This is a genomic window from Paenibacillus sp. USHLN196 (genome assembly GCF_037144955.1).
GTDB classification, from domain to species: Bacteria; Bacillota; Bacilli; order Paenibacillales; family Paenibacillaceae; genus Paenibacillus; species Paenibacillus xylanexedens_C.
This window is the reverse complement of record NZ_JBBCYH010000003.1, coordinates 194305-218489: the sequence shown is the minus strand read 5'-3', so window position 1 is coordinate 218489 and position 24185 is coordinate 194305. Positions and strand designations below refer to the sequence as shown.

The 24185-nt window shown below is 45.8% G+C and carries 16 protein-coding genes; 5 read left to right on the top strand and 11 right to left on the bottom strand.

Translation table 11 applies throughout. The features are described 5' to 3' along the window. Positions 1 to 14: 14 nt before the first annotated feature. The 4 genes from WFI24_RS07790 to WFI24_RS07775 all read right to left on the bottom strand — a co-directional run bounded on the left by WFI24_RS07790 (position 15) and on the right by WFI24_RS07775 (position 7507). Positions 15 to 4286: a discoidin domain-containing protein gene (locus WFI24_RS07790; protein WP_336759802.1), complete on the bottom strand. Its 4272-nt coding sequence runs from the start codon at positions 4284 to 4286 to the stop codon at positions 15 to 17. A 334-nt stretch (positions 4287 to 4620) separates the two neighbouring features. After that, complete coding sequence (yidC, locus tag WFI24_RS07785) at positions 4621 to 5508, bottom strand: membrane protein insertase YidC (RefSeq protein WP_336759801.1); 888 nt, start codon at positions 5506 to 5508, stop codon at positions 4621 to 4623. After that, positions 5445 to 5795, bottom strand: a complete 351-nt coding sequence (locus tag WFI24_RS07780; RefSeq protein WP_336759800.1) for a hypothetical protein — start codon at positions 5793 to 5795, stop codon at positions 5445 to 5447. Before WFI24_RS07780 ends, yidC begins: the two co-directional genes overlap by 64 nt. A gap of 92 nt (positions 5796 to 5887) precedes the next feature. Continuing rightward, the gene (locus tag WFI24_RS07775; RefSeq protein WP_336759799.1) at positions 5888 to 7507 is read right to left on the bottom strand and encodes a DUF4153 domain-containing protein; all 1620 of its coding nucleotides are present in this window, start codon (positions 7505 to 7507) and stop codon (positions 5888 to 5890) included. A 135-nt stretch (positions 7508 to 7642) separates the two neighbouring features. Between WFI24_RS07775 and WFI24_RS07770 the strand changes: the two genes are divergently transcribed. Next, positions 7643 to 9454 carry an ABC transporter substrate-binding protein gene (locus WFI24_RS07770; RefSeq protein ID WP_336759798.1) on the top strand — a complete coding sequence of 604 codons (1812 nt, stop codon included), beginning with the start codon at positions 7643 to 7645 and terminating at the stop codon, positions 9452 to 9454. Positions 9455 to 9510: 56 nt separating this feature from the next. On the opposite strand, the gene WFI24_RS07765 is transcribed toward WFI24_RS07770, so the two are convergent. After that, positions 9511 to 10848 (bottom strand): FtsW/RodA/SpoVE family cell cycle protein, encoded by a 1338-nt coding sequence (locus tag WFI24_RS07765; protein ID WP_336759797.1) that lies wholly within the window; start codon positions 10846 to 10848, stop codon positions 9511 to 9513. Then, positions 10845 to 11180, bottom strand: a complete 336-nt coding sequence (locus WFI24_RS07760) for a PadR family transcriptional regulator (RefSeq protein WP_336759796.1) — start codon at positions 11178 to 11180, stop codon at positions 10845 to 10847. The genes WFI24_RS07765 and WFI24_RS07760 overlap by 4 nt, the downstream gene beginning before the upstream one ends. 283 nt (positions 11181 to 11463) lie before the next feature. Here WFI24_RS07760 and WFI24_RS07755 point away from each other — a divergent pair, with 283 nt between their 5' ends. The 4 genes from WFI24_RS07755 to WFI24_RS07740 all read left to right on the top strand — a co-directional run bounded on the left by WFI24_RS07755 (position 11464) and on the right by WFI24_RS07740 (position 17491). Next, entirely contained in the window at positions 11464 to 12048 is a 585-nt protein-coding gene (locus WFI24_RS07755; RefSeq protein ID WP_336759795.1) for an AAA family ATPase, read from the top strand. A gap of 306 nt (positions 12049 to 12354) precedes the next feature. Then, entirely contained in the window at positions 12355 to 14391 is a 2037-nt protein-coding gene (locus tag WFI24_RS07750) for a serine hydrolase (protein ID WP_336759794.1), read from the top strand. Between the two features lie 164 nt (positions 14392 to 14555). Further along, positions 14556 to 16856: a sensor histidine kinase gene (locus WFI24_RS07745; protein WP_336759793.1), complete on the top strand. Its 2301-nt coding sequence runs from the start codon at positions 14556 to 14558 to the stop codon at positions 16854 to 16856. Then, entirely contained in the window at positions 16856 to 17491 is a 636-nt protein-coding gene (locus WFI24_RS07740) for a response regulator transcription factor (RefSeq protein ID WP_145318114.1), read from the top strand. The genes WFI24_RS07745 and WFI24_RS07740 overlap by 1 nt, the downstream gene beginning before the upstream one ends. A gap of 138 nt (positions 17492 to 17629) precedes the next feature. Here the strand turns inward: WFI24_RS07740 and WFI24_RS07735 are convergent, their stop codons facing one another. The 5 genes from WFI24_RS07735 to WFI24_RS07715 form a co-directional block, all read right to left on the bottom strand. Then, positions 17630 to 18595: a sugar phosphate isomerase/epimerase family protein gene (locus WFI24_RS07735; protein WP_336759792.1), complete on the bottom strand. Its 966-nt coding sequence runs from the start codon at positions 18593 to 18595 to the stop codon at positions 17630 to 17632. A 251-nt stretch (positions 18596 to 18846) separates the two neighbouring features. After that, positions 18847 to 20565, bottom strand: coding sequence for a hypothetical protein (locus WFI24_RS07730; protein WP_336759791.1), 1719 nt, complete (start codon positions 20563 to 20565; stop codon positions 18847 to 18849). Between the two features lie 22 nt (positions 20566 to 20587). Then, on the bottom strand, positions 20588 to 21460 hold the full coding sequence (locus WFI24_RS07725; RefSeq protein ID WP_336759790.1) for a carbohydrate ABC transporter permease: 873 nt from the start codon (positions 21458 to 21460) through the stop codon (positions 20588 to 20590). A 38-nt stretch (positions 21461 to 21498) separates the two neighbouring features. Beyond that, the gene (locus tag WFI24_RS07720) at positions 21499 to 22401 is read right to left on the bottom strand and encodes an ABC transporter permease (protein WP_336759789.1); all 903 of its coding nucleotides are present in this window, start codon (positions 22399 to 22401) and stop codon (positions 21499 to 21501) included. Positions 22402 to 22512: 111 nt separating this feature from the next. Continuing rightward, on the bottom strand, positions 22513 to 24114 hold the full coding sequence (locus tag WFI24_RS07715) for an extracellular solute-binding protein (protein ID WP_336759788.1): 1602 nt from the start codon (positions 24112 to 24114) through the stop codon (positions 22513 to 22515). Between the last annotated feature and the right edge of the window lie 71 nt (positions 24115 to 24185).

Here is a 24185-nt window from a genome sequence, read left to right as displayed (position 1 = left end):
ACCAGCAACTCCTTTCATCCTTCTTCGTTCGTTTCCGTCGTGATAACCAATGCCTGTATTGCCTGAAGCAACTCATTAGCTGCGGAATCAATCTGTGTTTGGGTGCTATCAGCATCTTCCGCTATTTCCGTGGCCAGTGATTTGGCCGCCAACATGGCGGTAACCCCAGCATCATCATAGATTTCTTCCTGTAAGGTGTCCGCTTGTTCCAGTAGCATGACTAGCAGTGTCGGGTCTGTGGGCTTGCTGTACAATTCCAGTTCCGCCACGTTGGCATAACCGCCCGGTGAATAATACCTCAGATAACGGAACGCTGTATCGTTGGTAATCGAAGCCGTATGCCATTGGACGCTACTGATCCCACTGATGGTATACAAATCGGTGTAATGCGTGCCATCGTTAGAACCCTGCAGAATAGCTCCGTTAACACGCGTAATTTCTGAAGCCTTACCATTTCTCGGATAAAACTTGAAGCTCGACAATGACTCGGTCTGATTTTCTCCCAAATCAATATCAATCCAGGCTACAGCATCCATCGTATCGGTAAACGTATCCACATTACTGTCCACGGCACGCCAACCATTCTGCTCTTTGGTCCCCTTGTTCTGATAGACTGGCGTGGAGGCCGTCACCATGGAAGGCGTTACGGTAATCTTCTGTGCAGGCAGGGTAGATAGAGAGACAAGCTGCTCTTGAGCCTGGTACAACTCCTCCAGCAAAGCGGGCCGATCAGATGCAGGATTGTTGAAGAGTTCTCGAATGCGCTCAACCTCTTGCATGTATTGGTAATAGCTTCCCTTCGTATATCCATCGGGGCTAACTACCTTGGAATCGATGCTGCGAATATCATATTTTCCGTACAATTCCACTTCTGCCAAATTGCCGTTCCATGCAGCGTTGTTGTAAATTCTCAGGTATCGGTAAGCATCATGATCGATTATTTTGTCCCCGCCAATGTAAGTCCACTTGCCTTCTGCTGTTCCTGTGACGGCTGCAATCAAGTTCGTCCAGCTGTTATTGTCGTTCGAACCTTGCAGGACCACTCCGTTCATTCTTGCGGGATAGGAGGCTCTGGGCATTAGCATTATATCGTTCAGCGTTACAGATACATCTGGTCCAAAGTCCAACGTATAGTAGGCTCCGGCACCAGTTGCCAAGTCGCCGAAAGTCCCCGTATTGCCATCGAACAATAGATACCCTACCTGTTCCTTGCTCAGTCCGCCTGTACCATACTGTTTATCTGAAGCTGTTACGGTGGCCAGCCTGGTTACATCGAGGAGCTTGGATTGGTTCACCAAGTACAGCGAAGATTGATCCGTCGTGAAGATAGCAGGACCTGCGGACAGTCCATTAGCTGTCTTATAATCGATGGCAAACCGAATAGGACCTGTAGGCGCAAGATTATCCATGACCGCAGATGCCGTCCAGTTCAGTTGATCCATCGAATGCACGATTGCCTCATGACCTTGAATCACTGCCTGCACATCATGAATCGGCTCACTGGATTCAAAGGTCAGAATTACCGTATTGCCTGCATCAACGCGATTCTGTACGCTCTGGGGAGAGCTTATTGAGAGTGATTGAAGTTTATTATTCGTTTCATGGCGTTCTCCAAATATTCTGAATTCGGACAACTCCAGCATCGTACTGGATGGCTCAATCATCTGAATCTTGAAGAAACGGAAAGGCGTATTTCTGTGATCTTCGCTAACTTCAAGTGTCTGCATATCTTCAGATACGACGGTCAACCCTGGCGTTAGCCGTGTCCATGTTTCATTATCATTAGAGCCAAAAATCGCAGTACCGCCGATCCGCTCGGGGAAGCTTGCCCTTACCTGAAGGGAGAAAGCATCCGCAGTCACTTTATAATCCGGTCCAAAATCCATGGTGTGTGTCAAATTGACGGCGTTACCGTAAAATGCAAAGCTCCCCGCGTAATTATCCAATAAATTCAGCGTTTCGTTGTAGAAGGTTGCGGCAGCCAGCATATGGGAATAGTCCATACTTCCATCCTGAAGCTGTGGTGTTAATTCTTGAAGACCAACTACCGCAGCTCTCAACTCCACCAGCTTTTGCAAAAACCCATCATCTGAAGCCGTTGCTATTACGTCCATGACATCAGCATATATGCTATTGTAGTGTGTTAAACTCGCCGATACATAGCTGGTTTCCGGGTTATAGGCAGCAATCACTGCGGCAACGGCAGACGAACGGTCAGCACTCACGATGACCCTGACTTCTTTCGCAGTGATGGTGGTCCCATCCGTCGCTTCTACCACTATGGAATAGGTGCCGACCTGCTCCGGCTTCCACGAAAAAGCACCTGTACTTTCGTCAAACGCAGCGCCCTCAGGCTTATGATTAAACTGGTAGGTGACGCTGTCACCTGCACCTGCATCCGTGGCAGTAAAATCGTACTGCAATGCTGCATTTGACCCGACATACGTATACAAATCAAGAGAGGTTTCGCTATCGTTAAAGACAGGTGGCGTCAGCTGTTCACCCGCTTTTAGATGTATGTGATCCATATCCACTACAGTGCCCGCTCCCTGAATTTTGAAATACGTCAAATCACTTAGACCTCGCAGGTTGTGCATGGTATAGGATACATATTTCCACTGCCCCTTGGTATCCGGCAAAATCAAAGGAGCATCATGCCACCCATTGATCACGAGTTTAGCTGTACCATTCGTCCGAATCCGCAGACCTATGGTTTTGACGGGAGTGCTGGTGCTGACGACGGAGAATCGACTCCCCTCTTCCGTGGCTGTAATCTCTACAAAGGATGTTTCACCCTCTTGTTTTATCTCGGAATGTGAATCCAGGCTTGTAGCCCGGTGTTCAATTTCATTCCAATCCGCATTCGTCGATACTTTTGGAAGTGTTGTTGCTCCCTCAGTTGCTGCTTCTTCGGGGATAAACATCCAATAATCGGCGCCTCCATCCGGAGATTCCCAATAGAAAGGCAGTCGCTTCTTAAACATATCGGCATAGTATGGGGCTTCCTCTTCCATATCTAGGCCTCCCGCATATTTGTAATAATAGTAGAGACCATATACGTTGCCGCCAATACGTCCTCTGTACCCTTCAGCCAGCTCTTTATAGATAATGGTCGGATTGCCATCGGCATCCGTATGAGCCGCCACCGGTGTCCATGGCGTATCATGGCCCAGCATGAACTGTGCAAAATAATCGGCCGCTTTCAATATCCTATGATCCAGATATTCGTAGGCATTAACCGCATTCTCCGCAGTGGACACCGTTCCTGCGACTGGATCGACTTTGGTTTCCTGTGCTTCCAACAGGCGGGCCAAGATCTCCACATTGGTGAGATCCCCAGCGCCATGGGCCTGATCCCTGCCCATCTCCACATGTTGCACTCTCGGTGGAACCACTGCTTCACCTGTCACAATATTAGTGTCCACCCATCGAAACAACTGCTTGATCGAGCCATTCTGCCCTTGATCCACAGCGGTCTCGTTCACGGTAAACCATTCCACACCCTCATTGTAACGATCACGGTTTCCTGTAAATATATACCCCGACATCGCTCCAAGGAGCGGGTACAGATGCTGGTTCATAAAATACCCGTTATGATGCTGGAATGTATCAATGACCGGATAGATGAGATTTTTGCTAAAATCGGTTGTGTCCTGGTCCGTCCACTCCAGGTCTTGCGTTGTGCTGCTCGTATATCTTAAAATCTCTGCTGCTGTCACCATGCGATTCAGTGGAATTCCAGTGTGAATGTGCGAATCAATGAAATAGGTGTATTTGGCGGGGTCCATCTGAGACCAGATTCGAATGATGGCCATCGCGTTAGCCCTGTACACCTCTTCCCCAGTTACATAATACATGATGGCCTGCGTGTAGGCCTTTAAGCTGTCCGCAATAAATTTGGAGTTAAAGGATTGACTGTTAAAATCCACGCTGCCAGGCTTTGTCGGATCCGCACTGCTCTGATTGCTGGACATAACGTTCCTGGATGCAGTTGGAGAATCTGACATTCGATTGAAATAACTGTACCACGGCTCTTGCTTTGCCAGCACCTGTGTGCGCATATTCTCAAGAATGTCCTTGGTGAGCCCAATTCCCGGATGTTTGAAACCGCTTGCATCAATTTCCTCATAAATCGTTGGCAGATATTCTGCTGACGTATTCTCATTCACAGACGCCTCACCTGATACCGGATAAGGATAAGCCATTGCAACCAAACTAATGATTAGAATAAACATTACAATACACTTGGCCTGGTTTTTCAAGCCGAGCTTTGGCCGAGATGCCATGTACACTCCTCCTTCATGTCGTAGACTTGTGTGGCATTCACTTCGTTTGATTGATGGATCGTTATTTTCTATATCATTGCAGGAATTCACAAGCTTCGTCCATTGCAAAATCATTCAACTTGTTAAGATATCTTTCAAATCATCCAGTTGGCATGCTTATTTAAATGCATGACTTCGCTATCATAGATGTTTCTGCCCTCTTTCGGCACAGGAATGTCTGCTCTCAACACAAAAAGAAGCCTGATCCATATGGATCAGGCTTCTTCATCATGTTTTCCGTGTTCAACAAGTTTCCGTATTCGCATGTTTCCCTAGTCACATTCGACCGATTTTCTTACGACTTTGCAGGTTTCGGAGAAGATTTGGACGAGCCCGTTTTTTTATTCTTTTTCTTACTCACTTCCACAACCACAGGCTCCTGTGGGTGTTCTATCGGGTACATTTTGCGGAACAATAACGTCTGTAGTACCAGGAATGAACCCCCAACTGTCCAGTAGAGCGGCATCGCTGCCGGAGCTGTAAGAGAAAAGAATGCCATCATCAACGGGGAGAGATAACCCATAATGGCAAACTGTTTTCGCTGCTCAGGCGCCATATTGGCTTGTGATACCTTGGCTTGAATCAGATATATGACCGCGACCACCACTGCGAGTACATAGTCCGGCGCTCCCAGTTTGAACCATAGAAACGAATGGGAGGACAGTTCCGGTGTAAGTCGGATGGCTGTGTAAATCCCGGACAGAATTGGCAACTGAATGAGCATCGGCAAACAACCGATATTCAGCGGATTAAACTTATGTTTCTTGTATAGTTCCATCGTTTCCTGTGACAGCTTTTGCTTATCCGCAGGGTCATTTTTGCCTTCATATTTTTTCTTGAGCGCATCCATCTCGGGTTTCATGGCGTTCATGATGACTCGGGTCCCCTGCTGGGACTTGGCTTGACGCATCATCAAAGGCAACAGTGCTAGACGAATGACAAGCGTAATTACAATAATTGCGATCCCGTAGCTTCCACTAAATATGGTGGCAATGTGCTGAATCAGGTACGATAGTGGAAATACGATATAGTGATTAAAAAATCCCGGTGTCGATGAAGTAATCTCCGACACGTTGTTGCTGCATCCGGCAAGCAGCATGACTGCAAAAAATATAGCAATCAGGCCATAGAACCGTCCCTTGCCCGATCTAAAAGTGAATCCCTTGTTGGTCTTGTTTTCCATATATATCCTCCTCGTTGATTTGTTGACCAATCGTTCAACGAGGAATGACAATCTGAATCATCTTCATCAGGCGCTTCTCTTCGTCTGATCATGCGGCTCCAGACTTCCTGTCTGTGTTGTCTGTCCAAACTCAAAGCGGGAAGTACTGGTTCAAGTCCACCACCGGCGCTACCTTCCATCCAATACTCTGTCATGCCACAGTGAAGATGGGCGATATAGGCATAACTGACGGTGAAGATGAGTCCAATCGAGAATAAATACGGTAATAGTTCCTGAAGTTCAAACAAGGGATTCACCCCCTTTATAGGTTAGTTTTTATATTATAACACTTACATATTGTTTTTGCATAAAACCGTGCTTGAAAACAGCGATTATTCATCTATTCTGTTCTCAATTTGGACAATTCTATCTCGGCTCTGTGTCTCGCTACATTATAAGAAGGCCAGGAACGTTCTGATGAGTACATGTCCAAGTAGGCTTGACGTTCCAGCATTTCTCTCTTGAGATCCGGGTACTCCTTCAGAGCAAACTCTCGAAGTAGCGGAGTTGCATCTGTCGATAGACTTGCCAGGTAGGATGCATCAATATTGCCAGTCTGATGATAACGTTCTATGTTCAGTTCGGCAATCCGGTTATCCATGCCCACATAATTGACCGCAACATAGGCAGTGAGCGCCAGTACAATATAGCAGCGGATCAGCGGAATCGACGTGTAGCGTATACGAAGACCAGCGATCAGCAACAAAAGTACCAGAAAGATCATGAATGCGTGTACCAGGAAGCGGATATACGTATATCCATACGCCTGCTCATAGAGATTAAGACGCATGAACGCGGAATACAGCATGATTGCTGAACAACTGACCAGAATCAGAAGGAGCACTTGATGCAGGATTAACCCCGCTTTGCCACTCGGACGGGTATACTGCAAAGCAATAATAAGGATAAAAAAGTTAATCCCCGTGACAAGAACCAATTCTGCGAATCCACTTCTCGCATACTCTGCGTAGGACAGATCCACCGGGAGATGCCCCTCACCCGCACCAAACAGGTACGAAAATTGTACGAGCACAAACAGAACGTACACGCAGTTGATAACAATCAGCATCGTCCCCACAATGATGGGGTCTAATCTGAATGGTTCCCGATGAGTCGGAGTGTGTAACGTCTCGGGTGTGTTTTTATTCGTAACCTGACCTTTAGTGACAGGGTCCACAGGAGAGAATATATAGGTGTGATCACGCTTATCAACCGTGGGTACTGCTCCATTTTTCCAATGTGCGTTCGCTCTCTTGTCTGCCTCATATTGCATCGGCTGCACGAATCCCCATACATAACCGAAAAACAGTATACCTGCGATGAACACCCAGATCATTCTAGGCAATCCAGGCGTAAAAGCCAGTTGATTCAACCACTCTGGAAAACCGGATAAGTACTGATCGAAAACCCCGTCAGCTGACGACAACAACGCGATGACTACAATAAGGATGGGCAGAGATGCCACAAGGCCAATAAGCACTTTGAAAACAACCGTTTTCTGTGATTTGCCCATGCCACGTCCTCCTGCTTTCACGGCAATGGCCGCAACGGTTCCCCAGTGACGTATGGTCTGTGGCAGCACATGGTCAATAGCCGTTCCAATTAAACCGATCTCCCACCACTGCCTCTGTTTCCTGCCCATCAGATACGTCATATGTAAAATAATAAGACCAGGTACAGACAGAAAATTAAGAACACGCAATAGTTCATTGTCATATAACAGGAACGTTAAGGAAAGCAACAGTACAACACCCGCCACAAATGCATCAATCCACTGGAAAGACCTCATGCTGTCCCGAGCAAACAGATACATGAAGCTATAAAAGAGAATTACAAAGATGGGATACGATACGCCAATCTCATTGTCATAGAACAAATACTGGTGAATGATAGCAAGTATCCATGCAGATCCTAGCGTGATGAGTGCGCGCTGTGGTGAAGCCATTATTTTATCAATCATGGGAAAAACCTCCATTAACCTTTCTATGCTTTATTCTAGATGATAAAATAGGAATATAAATAGAAATTAAAATCAATAAAACTTCTTATTTTAGAGAATTACGCCAGAGATCACCTCCAGGAGGGAATCCACACGTTGAAATTACATCAGCAATATCTGCTGCTGCATCGCCATTACGGTCACCATACAGAACATGAACTTACGCTCGCCGACCTCGCTGAATTGCTCGATTGTACACACCGCAATACGTTAACGATTGTCAAAAAGATGGTAGCCCACGATTGGATTCATTGGGTTTCCCAGCGCGGCCGTGGTCGGCGTTCTTCACTGACCTTGCTTGTCCCGGCTGACCAAATCGCCGCAGAATACATGATGCAGGCCATGAATCGCCGGGAATTGTTGGAAGCTGCCGAGCAGGTGAGCGCATTCTCCAGTTCAACAACCATGCAGGATCATCTCAATCAGTGGTTGCTTGGTTATTCGGGTCATCATACGGAAGCTGGCACCAATAATGAGCAGATTGATACGCTTCGGTTGCCCCTGCGCCAACAGCTCCATGCGCTTGATCCGCTATATATCAATTTACTCGCTGAGTCCTTTGTTACCAGTCATGTCTTTGACGGGTTGGTTCAACGGGGGGAACAGGGTGAGATTCTCCCCTGTCTGGCTCATACCTGGGATGTCAGTGAAGATCGGCAGACCTGGATCTTCTATTTACGAAAAGGTATTACTTTTCACAATGGTCAGACGCTGACGGCTCATGATATTGTGCATACGTTCGAACGGCTACAATCCACAGATCGCCGGACACTGTACCGTGATGTAAGTAAACAGATCCTTTCTATTGAAGCGGTCGATCCCTTAACCGTGTGTTTCCAGCTTAAAAATCCTCATGAATTGTTTTTGTCCTTCCTGACAACAAGTCGTGCGGCGATTGTACCCTCACCAGGAACAAACGAACATAAGATGAAGCATTCGAGTGATGTGCATGGGATGCAAAAACCTGTTGGGACGGGACCGTTCAAGGTCACCGCCTGGGATGATCACTTGTGCAGACTTGAAGCCTTTTCATCGTATTTTCAAGGTAGAGCACATATGGACCGGGTAGATATCCTGCAAATTCCGTGGAGTGCCTCGGCAAAAATGGATGATAGCCAAGATATCGAAACTCCGTTCTTTCATCTTGTTCATAATCCGTCTTCGTCTACGGGTGCAGACTGGACACAGATTAGTGCAGGTGTAATGGTTCATAAATTGCTCACGTGTAATACACAAAAAACCGGACCGTTAAACGATCCGGAAATAAGAGCACATATTCAATCATGTCTTGCTGGAATGTATAGAGATGACGGACGTGCCGATGACTCTGAGGTCGTCGTGCCTGATTTTAGTGCGGTGAATACCCGGATGGTTGACCCGGAGGGATTTAAAGATATTACTAAACGATTCCCTTCAGCTAGTCCCATCTCCCTGCACATTGCAACCATTCCACAATATCGCAGGGATGCTCAACATCTGGCGTCCATACTGGAGCAGTGCGGTTTCTCCTGTACCGTCCGAACCGCTACGATGGAGCAGTTCAAAGGAAATCTGCGACTGGAGTCTGATCTGATTCTCTTCTCGCTGATTCGGGACAGGGATGAAGAACTGCGCAGATATGATCTCTACTCCACGTTGTCTGAGCACCTTGAAGATTCTGCTCGGATGACGATTCATGAGATATTACAAACCATCGTTGCCTCTCCAATCGCAGCAGATCGAACTTCTGAATTAGACCGTATTGAGCGATTCTTGATTGACCAGAACCTACTGTTCCATTTATCTGAAAAACCGGTAGAGACGGCTTATCTGCCTTCCGTGCGTGGGCTATCTTTTAACAGTCAGGGCTGGGTGAACCTGCGGCATATCTGGTTTCCTTCTGACACGCGAGCACATCAGTTTGATTAGACATCGTATTATATAACTTTATATACTGGTACCATCCGATCGCGCGTCTTTTAATTTTATTTTGACATTGTCGTGATCGGCTCTCCCTGTTTGCTTCTCAATGAAATAGTATCTTTACGTCGATATACTCCAAGCAGTAAACCCATCATGGCGTATTCTAAGATCACATGAGAACCAAATCCAATAAAAGGGAAAGTAACGCTGACAATCGGAACCTTTCCCGTAGTCATCGCAAGCGAGTAAAGCATTTGCAAAGAAAACATCACCGTAATGCTGAATACGATCATACGACCAAATTCATCGAGTACACGAGGTAGCATTCTCAGCATACTAGCAAGAAACCATACGATTCCAAGCAACAGCAGTATGCCTGCTAGCCAACCAAATACAGCAATAAGCATTACACCAGGATAGTCCATATAAAATCCTTTAAAGTGGTCAAAAGACGTGTCAGAACCGTTTCCCCACCATCCGGCGGAATGAAGAATACTCATAATCGATTGGTTATAGTTACCATTTCCTAGCGGATCATTCTGTAGATTCAAAACGGCAGAGTGTCTCTCAAACCGCCTGTATTCACCACTCAAAAACAACTGCATCCAAGTGACACTTCCCGTAATTGCAGCACCTACAAACGCATAAAGCCATTTTCGTGTAATCCAGGCAAACATGATAATAGTTGCCGTTCCGAATGGAAACAATCGTACCCAATCTGAAGCTTGAAACAGGCTAAAAGACGGCAAAGCTACAAGAAGAATATACGTGGAGACGGATTGTACGTCGCACTTAGTACGCAGCTTATCCAGCATAATCGCACCTATAGCGAGGGGCAATACCCACATGGATATCGTCGTAAGATCAATTGTTAACCCAAATATGCTCCAGAACCGTTGTACACCATAATCAAACGGTGATACCAGCGGATTAATCCACAACATACCACTTAACAAAATATAGATCCACCATGCAGCTTTTTTCCATTTTCGATAATCAAAATACATCAAAAACACCATCAGTACTAAACCAAAAATAGTGTAGATCAAATGACTTATATACAAGAACTGAAAGGTTTCAACTGAGATATTTGTCGTATAAATCCATGTCAGCAGCAGGCTAATGATTAGCAAACTGGCAATTCCCGTTAACAGCCCCCAATGCATACGATGGCGATGCAATCGGTGCATACTCTTGCCTACGACAGCGGGATCACCCATCTGTTCAATGGCATATGCAATTGCTTCTTCCTCTGTATAACCTTCTTGTTCTTTATCCAAAATCATCTCTTCCATGTGGTTTCCTAATTCATCACGCAGGTCGTTATGTACTTCGCGAGCTTTAACCTGAACACACATGTGATCAAGATAATGCTGAATTCGTTCATGTCGATTCGTCATGTCAGGCCTCCTTCCCCAAGCACCCGATCCACAGCTCGACGGAACAAATTCCACTCTGCTTTTTTACTTTGTAAGGCCTCCATGCCCTTGTCACGAATCGAATAATATTTCCGTCTACGGCCTTCAACCTCCATCCAGTATGACTCTACCCAACCTTCAATCTCCATAGCATGCAAAATAGGATATAACGTGCCCTCTTTCAAATTAAACACACCCTCGGATTGACGATGTAGTTCCTTAATTAATTCATAACCATACAACGGTCGTTCCTGAAGCAAGTTCAGAATCAATGTTTCGGTACTGCCTTTAATCATTTGTTTGTTAACCTGCAACGCGCTCACTCCTTCCTTTTCAATTTCATTTAGCAAGAATTTTTAGATTCCGGAAAATACACTTTCAAATCTCTTCTTTTCATATACATCGGAAACCTATGCATAGAACAACTAGGTATGATATTACTTATCCTTCCTTTTCTGTCTAGCCAACAAGCTTCTTTATTTATGTTAAAATAAACAAGTCCTTTCATTCACGAATTCTAATGATGAATCTATATATTCGTGTAATTTTCAATTACATATACTATTTTTTCAATACAATTAAGGAGGCATTACATTCATGAGCAAATTGATTTTCTTTCTCGGCGGGGCTGGGAGCGGCAAGACTACACTTGCCAAAGCCCTCTCACGTAAACATAAAGCTGCTTTCTTCGACATGGATATCCTGCTTCGGCCCGCGGCTGAAGCAATTATGACTCTTCAGGGATTGGATCCATCCGACCGGGATTCACCTGAATACAAACGTCTGTGCCGTGATCTTGGGTACCGTATTACGATGGACGCCGCTCTGGATAACGTGCAGTTGGGTATCGATACGATCGTTGTCGGGCCGTTCACCAAAGAAATTGGAACTCGCGATTGGATTACTCAGGAACTTGCACAAATTGGACGTTCTCTGGAGGATACGGATGTTCGTGTGGCCTATATTTATCTGGAGAATGAATCCTTATATCACGAGCGAATCACAGCGAGACAATCCCCACTGGATGAATGGAAGTTAGCCAACTGGGATACGTTCACAGCTTCTCTCGTCCGAAAGGAAGTAGCCTGGCCGCTCCCTGCTGCATCCGTCGCTTATATCGACAATTCCATTAATGACTCAGCCATCGCCTATGCCGAACTTGAACGACGGATGTATGAGTAGCTTATATATCTAACTACCAATCTCTTCGCACTATAGCGCTACCCTTTGAAAATAAAAGGTGGAACAAAAAGAGGTATTTGTCGAGACCCCCGTTGGGTCCATCATGACAAATACCTCTTTTCATATATTCAAGATCATTCGAAACGCACTCTGCATCCTCTACGTTTGCGGGATCACGCAAACAGCATTGCGGAAGTCACGCAAAAATAAGTGTGCACTACGGAATCGCCAATGTAGTCGAACTGATAGATTATAGATGTACTTAAATGTAGATAGCCAACATATCTCAACTCAAAGGAGAATTTCATGAAATCTGACGTAGTAACTTATCCAACTCAACAACAACAGAGCTACAAATCGAATCCTAAATGGAAACGTGCCGTAGCCAGCATCCTCCTGGTTGCATCACTGAGTTTCACCACAGTAACCAGTGTATCGGCAGAGAGCAGTCTCCCTCTTCCTCAGGTAAGCCCTCAGGAAACTGAATCGTTCATCAATCAATTCTTCGCCCAGCCTGAAGTGAAGTCTGCTCTGAAAGGTGCGGTAGTCACCGTTGTTCACGATCAACAGATCGTTTTGAATAAAGGATATGGTTATGCTAATGTGGCAAAACAAATCCCAGTCGATGCCGACTCCACTCTATTCCGTGTAGCCTCCATCTCCAAAACGCTGACAGCAACCGCCATTATGCAATTGGCCGAGCAAGGTGACGTAAAGCTTGATCAGGATATCAGCGCATACACAGATGCTTTGGATCTGACCAACCGTACCGGAACAGCGTTAACATTGAAACATCTGATGACCCACACCAGCGGGTTTGATTTCACAGATGCAGCAGCTATACCCAGGGAGCTGAATCGTTCTTATCCGCTTGAGCAATTCATCCAAGACAACAAACCGTCCGTTGTGCGAACTCCAGGAGAAGTTTTCCGTTACGACAACTACGGCTATGCACTCTTGGGCTACATTGTTCAGAAACAGTCCAACCTTCCTTTTGAGACTTATATACAACAGCATATATTCAAGCCTCTTCACATGTCGGATAGCCATTTTACCCTAAGCAAAAACACGCTGGGAAAACTCGCAACTCCTTATGACGCTGAAGGACGGGAAATCCCGCAATATCCCAATGTACCCGACAGTTCACCTGAAGGCGGATTAATAACGACTGGACGGGATATGGCTCATTTTATGCTTGGGCAGCTCAATCAAGGTTCCTACCAGGGCGCACGTATACTCGAACCATCATCCGTCCAAGCGATGCATACGTTGGATGTCTCCATACACCCCGATATACCTGGCACAGGTTATGGATTCGAATCCACCTATTCACAGTATAATCATGGACGGAAAGTCGTGAGTAAAGCAGGCGATCTTGCGGGCTTCCACTCCAATATGTGGCTGTTGCCTAACGAGAAGACCGGACTGCTTATCGTCTCCAACAGTGATGGACCTGATCTGCGAGAAGCGCTTTTTCAAGCATTTATGGATCATTTTTATCCGAACAAAGAGACCCAAGATGTCAATTATAGTGTACCCGAGTCTTCACTCCGTTCCTACGAGGGACTATATCGTGATATCCGCCTGCCTGCATGGTTATATGATATTTCAGCAACAGAGACAGGGCTTCAGGTTATAGATGCTTATGGCACTCACACTTTAACACCCGTTAAGGACATGTTGTTCATGGATGAGGACGGTAAGCTTGCTGGTTTCAAAAAAAACCAGTCAGGTGAAATCACATATTTCTATTACAACAAGTCAGATAGCTGGTCCGAAAAATTACCCGAAGCCAAGCCTTATGAAGATGTGCCAGAAGACCATCCCTATGCTCCGTACATCTATCGTTTGACACAGATTGGCCTGTATCCACAGGATCAATCCCTATTTGAACCGGAGAAGCCCGTAAGTCGTGGGGAGTTCGTAACACAGGTTGTGGGCATAAGCGGGATGTCCATTTCAGCTCAACCACCAACATTTAAAGATACCCAATCTAGTCCTTATGCGGCCTACATTCAAACTGCCCTTGAACTGGGCATTGTGCAAGGTAATACCCGTGGATTGTTCCATCCCGAGCAAGCCATAACAAGGCAAGAGGCCGCGGTGATTATTTCGAGAACGGCACAACAACTACTTGGCGCACCTGCCGTAACTGCCGAACTCATCGGTTCACAGGATCGTTGGGCTGAAGAAGGTGTCCAGTTTGTGGTTGCTCTAGGTCTCTACGGTCCGGAAGTATCCGTATCCATCACCGGTGCTGTGGATTATAGATCGAAGCAGCCTATGCTCAGGCAGGAATCATCAGTTTTGATGTACAAAATGTTAGGCACTCTGCTACATTAACATAGAGTGATGCTCGGCAAGCCATGACATTGCTGCATGGCTTGTTTTTCCACTTCATTTTACCAATGATGCATTTGATAAGAACGGATGATTTTACCATGCGACTAAGACTCCCATTACATAGATTCATGAAAACTAAATTTAATTTCGTGTGGTTTGTAACGATGTTGTGCTTTATACTGACAGCCACGTATATCCATATCTCTTCATTTATGAATCCTTATATCGGACTTTCGTTGACACCAAATGCCTCCAATTCTTGGGCAGTACATGATGTAGATCCGCAAGGCTTAGCCTATACATCCGGGATTAGATCAGGTGACACCGTTATCACGCTGGAACCCGAAAGAGAAGTCCGGTTACTCTATCAAAAAGGTGTATTCTTAGTGACCAAAGCCCACACCATAGGCGTTGAGAATTCTCGCAGTCAGGCAGCCGAACATATAATGAAACCTGGAACACGTGAATGGTTCAACATCGGCTTCTCATCCATTGTAGAATTATTGCTGTTACTGACCGGAAGCTACGCTTTGTTTAGCCAACCCGGTTCACGGGTGATGCGTCTATTCTACTTGCTTAACCTGTCCATGGCCTTATGCATTCTGACGATATATACATCCCAGTTGCCTTTATCCAATTATATTCTGGCCTTTTGTGCGGCATGGTTACCTTACTGTCTAACCGCATTTTATGTGTCTTTTGTATTCCGTACCCGTCTGCATCGTTTCCGATGGTTATTAATCATCAGCAGAGGTATTGCCGTTGCCTACTCTACTGGCCTTGCCTTTCTGTACATCAGGCAATGGATGATGACCGATATTCAGTTCAATCAAGGCATTACTGTAATTAGCACACCTGCTGCACCGTCTGGTCCAACCAATCTGCTTAACTTTATTCTTTGCACAACCCTTCTGATCTTAATCTGGATGACATGGGTTAATCGTAAAAGCTACAACCGCAAGGAGCAGAACCAGCTTTTGCTCATGTTAACCGGAATTATTATTAGTTTGATTCCCTTTATCATCTGCTTTGCCATTCCAACCCTGCTGCAAGGAGAACCGCTGCTGCCTGTTGAATACACACTCATTGGATTCCTTCCTTTATCATGGATGTTCACTTATGTACTTGTGCAACGGAGTATGCTTGACTTCAAACTGGTTATGCCACGATTGATGATTCATGGACTGTATGCTTTAATCGTATTTTCACTGTTTTTGGCTGCTTCTCACCTGCATACGTTCGTTCATATTAGCTTGTTGTTTGTCTGGTTTTTGCTAATCACGTGGGCGTATCAGTACACACTCACCCGCTCCCGCAAGAAAAATAAACTTAACAAAGACTGGCTGGAACACCAGCAACTGCGGTTGACTGTACGGATGGCTGAGCAGCAAAACATGCGGGACATGATTCACGTGTTTGCCGAGATGTTCCACAAGATGCTGAATGTTGAAGGTGTAATTGTGATATGGATTGATGATAAACACCGATATTCTCAGGAGGGTACAGGGGTTTTTGCTTCCATTCTAACTACCGATAATGAGGCGTTAGACATTGAAGTTTTACGACAAAAATATGATTTGGCGCAGGTTTGGGAGCTATCAGGTGAACCAACGACGGAGATGGCGGGATTTCTGGGCATTGGTCACAAAGAAAATCGAACCCTTTTTTCAGCAGAAGAGCAGGATATCATTGATCAAGGCAGGCTGGAAGCGATTCGAATGCTCGTCAATGGCAGACTCTTATCCGATCTTCAGAAGCGATATGAACACCGTGTAGATCAGACAACGCTTCATGAACACCAGATACGCCGTCATCGGGAGTTCAATGATATTTTGATGGAAGCCCAACAGGCAGAGCGTATGAAAACCTCTTATTTCCTTCATGATCAACTGCTACAAAACCTGATCTTCCTGTCTCGTGATTTGGAGGAATTACATGATACCGGAGTGACGGATAAGGGTCAAACGGCTGTTTGGCTGGAGTGCCTGTATGCTTCCCAGAAAGATATTCGCCAACTGTGTGATGATCTGTACCCTCATATTATGGATCGAAGTGATCTTGAAGAAGCGCTGCAATGGCTCATCCGTACGCTTGAAATGCAAAGTGGTATCATGATGGAGCTAAGCTACCATGCTTCGTCTGAAGAGTTGAAGCAAGAACCACTGAAGTCCACTGTTTTTCGGTCGATCCGTGAACTCATTATGAATGTAATGAAACACGCCGAAGCTACGTTTTGCTCCATTCAGGTACATACAAGAGATAACCATCTGATTATTCAAGTCACAGATGACGGTTTGGGGTTTAATGTTCATACCACATTTGATACTGCAACAGGGCACTTCGGTTTGATATCCATACAAAGCAGCATTCAGCATCTCGGTGGCGAATTCACCGTACATTCCACCCCTGGCAAAGGAACCACAATAAGCATTCGTTTGCCTTTCATCAAAGGAGCTACTGAATAATGAACGAACCAATCACAGTCGTACTGCTTGATGATCACCCTCTGGTCATGGAAGGTCTCAACAACCGTTTGAATCGTGAACCAGACATACAGGTAGTGAAGACATTCAATGATCCTTTGCTTTTCTTATCCGAAGTAGAGACGTTGCGACCAGACGTTGTCGTGATGGATATCCGCATGCCCCAGCTTGACGGATTCGAGGTTGTGAGAAGATTGAAAGATCAATACGGGTTATCCGTTAAAATCATCCTACTATCCGGATACAACTATCACGAATTCCAGTTAAAAGCTTATGATCTGGGCGTTCATGCCTATTTGTCGAAGCAAGCAACGTATGGACAGATTATCAACGCCATCCACCAAAGTATGTTGGGTCATGTGCTTATTCCAGAGAAAATGTTATCTCCTAATCTGGAGGAATCCCTCACAGCAACTGAACGGGAAGTGCTTAACCGCATTGCACTGGAGATGACCAACAAGGAGATTGCACAGGATCTGGCGATCAGTCAACGTACAGTGGAGTATCATATTACCTCTATTACGCAGAAATTTGGTGTGAAGTCCAGAATTGGTGCTGTAGTCAAAGGCTATCAGGCAGGGATTCTCGGTGACGTAACACTCCCTGAGAAACGTTAAAGCATGGAACATTTTACGAGAACAACAAAAGAGCGGCAGAACCCCTCCCAATGCAACCTAAGGTAAGTTCTGAACCGCTCTATATGTGGTTTTTTTACTTCTCTATAAGGTGCATTCATGTTTGATACGGGTGCTCTATTATCCGTGCTTACGCGCCGCATGACGTTCAGCAATACGAGCTGTAATCAAACCATGACTCTCATCGATCTCCTGCGGTGTGCACGCGGCTTTCAGCTCATATACTTTCACTGGCGAACGATCAATGATATCCAAAAATGAATCAAAGAAGGTCATGTCTTTACTATGGATGTATGGACACCAATGATCTGCCAACCCTACGGTTTCATGAATATGCACGCCAACCACGTGATCAATCAACGCGTTAGCCTCCCGTACATTATCGTACAGGCCCATTCGATCCATCATCATACCGTGACCAATATCATACCAGAGACCAAGCGGCGCGCCCTTCATTCGTCCAATAATTATTCCCGCTTCATGCAAAGTCGGCATCTGATAACAGCGTGAACGGGTCTCAATACCGAAATTCACCCCATATCCTCGCTGCTCGGACAAGTCGCATACCTCTTCCAGACTATCCTGAATTTGGCTCAGATAATGTGCGCTACCATCTTCCCGTATCTCCAGCATCTCTTGCCATAAAGATTGATATGCCGGTGAGTCCGGCCCCTGATCGTGGTATATCTTTTTCAATGCTTCATCTATGTTGTATTCGAACGGAACTTCACCGGGATGTACAACGACAGCCTTGGCACCATAACGATGTGCGTACTCGGCTGAGCGAAGTAACAGTTCAATCGCCCGTTTACGGCGCGGTTCATCATCAAATCCGAGCAGGACGGAATCCGTTCCGTAATCCGGATCAGCCACATGCGGAAATGTATTATGCACACTGGATACACCGATCTCTCCCCGTTCAATCATCGGCTCTATCGTCTGCAGCATCTCTTCCGTAACGTTATAATTCAGTTCAACCTGTTTGAATCCGAGAGACTTGATCTCCTCAATCATGCCTTGTCCGGTCGTATGACGTTTAATATTCCAACATGTTGAGAACGAATATTCTTGTTTGTCTGTGTACATACTTGGTCCTCCTGTCTCTCATTCTATCGCCCATTCATATTCTATTTATCTCTATCTATATAAGTTGAACCAATAAACTTTACACTAGATCACTCCAATTGCAGTACCATCTTCCGATCGCTGTTATCCCCAGATTTTTTTGATCCCCTTCTCCAAAGGGAAAAATCCGGTGATAAAGGCGAACGCTCCGCTTCTTCAGATCGGTTCTGCACTCTTCGTTCTCGTGTAAATGTTCAGTTCATCTTATATACCTATTTATTCCTCAAACCGTTGTCTTCACGAAAAGCCAATTCGAATCTCATCTTGTTCGCAGTCTTCCCAGGCACATAACGATAGATGATCTCCGCATGATTCACATGCATTAACACGGATGGTTCAGGCGCCTCAGCCTTTACGGCACACGTAAGTCCAGGGAACCGCCATAACGCTGGTGTAATATCCTGCTGACGAAGGGATGGCCCCCTGATTTCAAAATAAACATCGATCTCTTCCGCCGTATCCAATTCCACATCAATGGTTAACGTATCTGGCGTGAGATCCGCATCGAACGTTATTCCGCGCAGATGACTATTCCACCCCTCGCCCACCTCACGACGGATCAAACGGAGATAATAACGCTCACCCTTCTCTGTCTGCCAGTGAATCGTGGCTGGATGCATCTGGCCGTTGGTATTCACACTTCCCGACATGGCCCCGATCATCCGGTGCTCTCCGATCCAGGCTTTGGCCGTACATAGATTCCGGTTAGACGCTGGATCATTGCGCTCACATAGTTCCATGAACTGTTTCTGCACAAGACGATCCTCTTGATGAGCCTTGAGATATGGTACGGCTTCAGCGGGCACATCCACCCCGAGGAGCGCAATCAGCGGATCATGCCCAGATTCACAGTTGATTCCTGCCAGATATTCATACCCTTCTCCAAGCAAGAGATAGATAAATACACCGATCGAACTATGCTCTCGCATCTCCATGTCGTACGCCCGGGAGAACGGGCCGGAGAGATTCTCCAGGTTGGCACTATAATATAGCGCAATGTTATTCCACAGCCCATGTTCAATCCGGTGGCCAATTTCGATCAAACGTTCGGTGAGTCCATACTTTCGATACATGCCAAGCACGGACAGATCCACCCCGTAATACGTTGTCGTATTGAACTCCGCGAATGTACCATCGTACTGATCAAACTCTTTCATTAACCCCTCCGCCTGTTCATCTGAATGAACAATCCAATCTGTTCGGTTCAAGCGATGGCCATAGTAGTGGGTGATGAAAATGTGCATCAACTCAATATTCGTGTTCATGGGGATTACGTCGGATAACCTGCGTTCTATTGACCCTTGAACAGCCAACTCCATCGCATGGTCCATCCGTTTCATGAGTGTCTCCGGTATACATTCAGCGAATTCGGCAGTCACGACCACACAGACACAAGCGATGAACTCGCGCCAGTTGGGATCATAGCTGATCCAGACCGGTGGCAGAACCTGATTCACTGCCGAATTAAAAAGGTGTTTCAGTTGTTTGGGATCCGCTGCCTCAGTGAGCAGAGAACCCTCTTCCTGTAGTTTATGCATAAACTGCGCAGACACCTTCTCAAAGGTGCGTTCCAGGAAATAGGCCGTGCCTGGCGCAAAAGATTTCCAAGCATAGTGACCCGCTGGTGGATGCACGTCATTGGGTCGGGTCGCGAAGGTTCCGTGATAGATTTCATCCGGAGCGTCATATTGATAACCGAGCACTTTGTGGAACACCCGTATCGCGCGTTCCACATCACCAGGCTCATTGCGAATCAACAACCCGAGCGCATAATGTGCACTGGCTCGTGTGCTGTGCTGCGAGGAATCCTCCTCTTCAAAACTCCGAATCAGATTCAGTTCCTCATCATAGAAGCTATCCATCATCAACATCGACTGATTTACAAGGTACTGCTGCTCTTTCGACATCTTCTCTACCATTCGTTGTGTCATGTCATGCGACCTCCCGAGATTGTTAACCTTTTACAGCACCTACCATTACGCCACTGATAAAGTACCGCTGCAACCACGGATACACAAGCAGGATCGGTAACGTTGAGAATATAACGCTGGCTGCTTTCAGACTCTCAGGCAATACCTGAACGGCACCAATTCCTTCGTTCTGCATAAGCTCTGTAATCTGGTTTTGCTGGATCATCTGATACAATTTCAATTGCAAAGGATATAGCTCAGGCTTGGTAATATACATGAGTGCATCTTGGAAACCATTCCAGCGTCCTACCGCGTAGAATAAGCTCAGTGTCGCCATAACCGGAAGGGACAGCGGCAAGATAATGCGCATAAGTGTTCCGAAGTGGCTGCTTCCATCCATGCCTGCTGCTTCTTCCAGACTTTCGGGAATACCTCGGAAGAAGGTAATGAGGATGATCATGTAGAACGGACTAATCAATCCAGGCAGAATAAGTCCCCATGTGCTATCGAGTAAATGCAGATTTTTGATCAGAATGTACTCGGGAATAATGCCCCCGCTGAAGAACATCGTCACCACAATGACGAGCATGAACCACTTGCGCCCTTTCAGATTACTCTTCGCCAGTGGATAAGCTGCTGCGATAGTCATCACCATGCTTAGCACAGTACTAAGTACGGTCAGCCATATTGTATAGATCAGGGAACGAATCATTGATCCATCTGCAAATACTTTGGTATACGCCTCAAAGGACAATTCTTTGGGAAAAAAGGATACTTCTCCTGAACCGATCGCCCGGTTTGAACTGAGTGAGATCGCAATAATATGAATGAATGGTGCAAGACACAGCACCATCGTAATGACAATAAGAATGACGTTTACCGTGTTGAATATTCGATTCGCCGTGTTTTCAGACATCCCACTCACTCCTTACAGATCATATGTGATTCAATCCACTACATAATGCTCTCATCGGTTAATTTCTTGGACGTATAGTTCGCACCGAGTATGAAGACAAGTCCAACTAAAGCCTGGAACAAACCTACAGCTGTTGCGAGCGTAACCTGACCAGACTGTAGACCGACACGATAGACAAATGTGCTGAGTACATCCGAGTATTCACGCACAGCCACGTTTCCGATAATAAACGGCCGGTCGAAGCCGATGGAGATCATGTTGCCGACATTGATGATCAATAAGGTAACAATCGTCGTTTTGATGCCTGGCAAGGAGATGTGCCAGATTCTGCGCAGCCGACTTGCTCCATCCACTTCTGCTGCTTCGTACAGTTCCCGGTTAATGCCCGTCAGGGACGCCAGATACAGGATCGTACCCCAGCCTGCACTCTGCCACACGCCTACCCCAAGATACGTAAAGAGCCAATAGTTTTTGTCTGAAAGGAAAGGCAATGGATCGAATCCCATGCTCATTAAGATATTGTTAATGAATCCGGATTGCGTACCAAATACCTGAAGTACGATTCCTCCAATAATCACCCACGAAATAAAGTGAGGAATATACAGTAAGGTCTGTGCCAACTTTTTGAACCAGGCCTTCTTCAGCTCGAACAGTAAGATGGCCAATATAAGTGGTGCCGGGAATGAGACCAGTAAATCCAGCATGTTAAGTACTAACGTGTTACGTAATGCGGTGTAGAAGCCCTGATTTTGAAACACTTCTCTGAATGCATCCAAACCAATCCACTCACTACCGGAGATCCCTTGAAAGAAGTTAAAATCCTTGAACGCAATCTGCACGCCATACATTGGCCCATACTTGAAAATAATGAAGTAGATCATGGGCAGTAGGAGCAACGCATATAGTTGCCAGTTTCTGCGGAAATAGATGCTTGTTTTCATAAACCTTCCCCCCATGTCATACAGGATGTCTCCATCAAGGTGATGTTGTCATCAGCTTGATGGAATCCCTGTTCTTTGTCGCGTACGCATTAGATGTGATCTCTACTCTACTTATTTCATTGCATTGTAAGCTTCTGTACGTTCATCCAGGATTGCTTGACCACCGCTCGCCATGTAGTCCTTCATCATGCTGTCATACGTGGCTTCAAAATCAGCTGGTTTGGATATCGTTGTTTTCACGAAGAACTCCATAAACTTGTCTTTCAGACCATTACCGTAGCGGGCTTCTGCATCAATCGGTTTGGAGAAGCGCACTGGTTGAATCGTGTCCGTGTTAGAGATCGCTACCGACTTACGCATATCATCCCGATACTTCGACTCTACCTGAACGACATAAGCCTCTTCATTTTTCTTGTCATCTCCAACGTATTTACCATTGACGATAATGGCAATGTCACCGGAATTATAGATACGACCTGCGATTTCAGGAGAAGCATCATCTTTGATCAGTGGAACCCCATCCACAAGTTCATAGTTCTCGTTTTCAACACCGAATTGCAGGTCGAACAGGTTGTTGTCTGAAGCCATCCAATCCAGATACTTCATCGCTGCTTCCGCATTTTTGCTTGATTTCGGAATCATGACATACATTGCATTTGGCGCATATGCCGGTTTGGCGAATTTACCTTCCGAGTTTTTGAATGCATCAATTGGTGTCATCACTGCACCAGGTTGATTGGTTTGCAGGTTTTTGTACGTACCGGAGATGTAGATTTCCCCTGCATCCTCGGTGTAGAATCCAACTTTGCCGTTAGATACATCTTCCCACAGCTTTTTCTTGTCTTTGTCGAGTCCAAAGTCCTTGCTCATTAATCCTTCATTATAAAGTGTGTTCATATATTTCAGGGCGTCCTTGAAACCAGGCAATAAGGTTGGATAGTCATTGGAACCCAGTTGTTGCGTTAATGTATATTTCTGTTCTTCCGTCAGCGGTTCAATGAATGACCAGATCAGCGGTTCATATTGAGCCGAAGCAATAGACATTCCCATAGGAATAAGTCCTGTGCCGACTTTACCTGGATCTTTTTCCTTGAACGCCTTCAGTGTAGTATGCAGCTCCTCAGCTGTCTCAGGTGAAGGCAGTCCGAGTGTGTCCAGCCAGTCCTGACGAACATAGGATGCGTACTTGCCAAGTACAAGACGTTTACCTGGAACCGCGAACTGTTGTCCATCGTATTGACCGTAGGCCAGCGTTTCATCTCCCAGGAACTTCTTCAGGTTAGGACCGCTTTGATTGATCAGATCCGTAAGTTCGGTCAGACCTCCTTGCTCTGCATACCGGTTGAATGTTCCCGAATCGTAGGTAAATACGATATCAGGTACTTCAGAGCCACTCGCCATCAGAACGTTAAGTTTCTGTACTTCCTCCGAGCGTGGTACCGGAACAAACTGAACATCGATGTTGTTTGGATCGCCAAACTTCTCTTGAATGAAGCGAGTCAGATAACTGTCCGAAATGGTGTAGCCCGCCGGTGTGTTTCCCCGATCGAAGATTTCTACTTTCAAAGTCGTTTTTTCCCCCGAACCCGATTCTCCTGATGAAGATGTAGATTCGCTTCCTGATGAACATGCGGATAATAATAGAGTGAATGCTGTTACCACTGCGAGGATTGAACTTGCCTTGCCTGCCTTACGTCTTTGAAATAATCTCATTTGACCTTTCCCCTTTCGCACACTCTCTGAATGGATTCACATGATTGCCACTCCACTTTGTTCAACCCAAT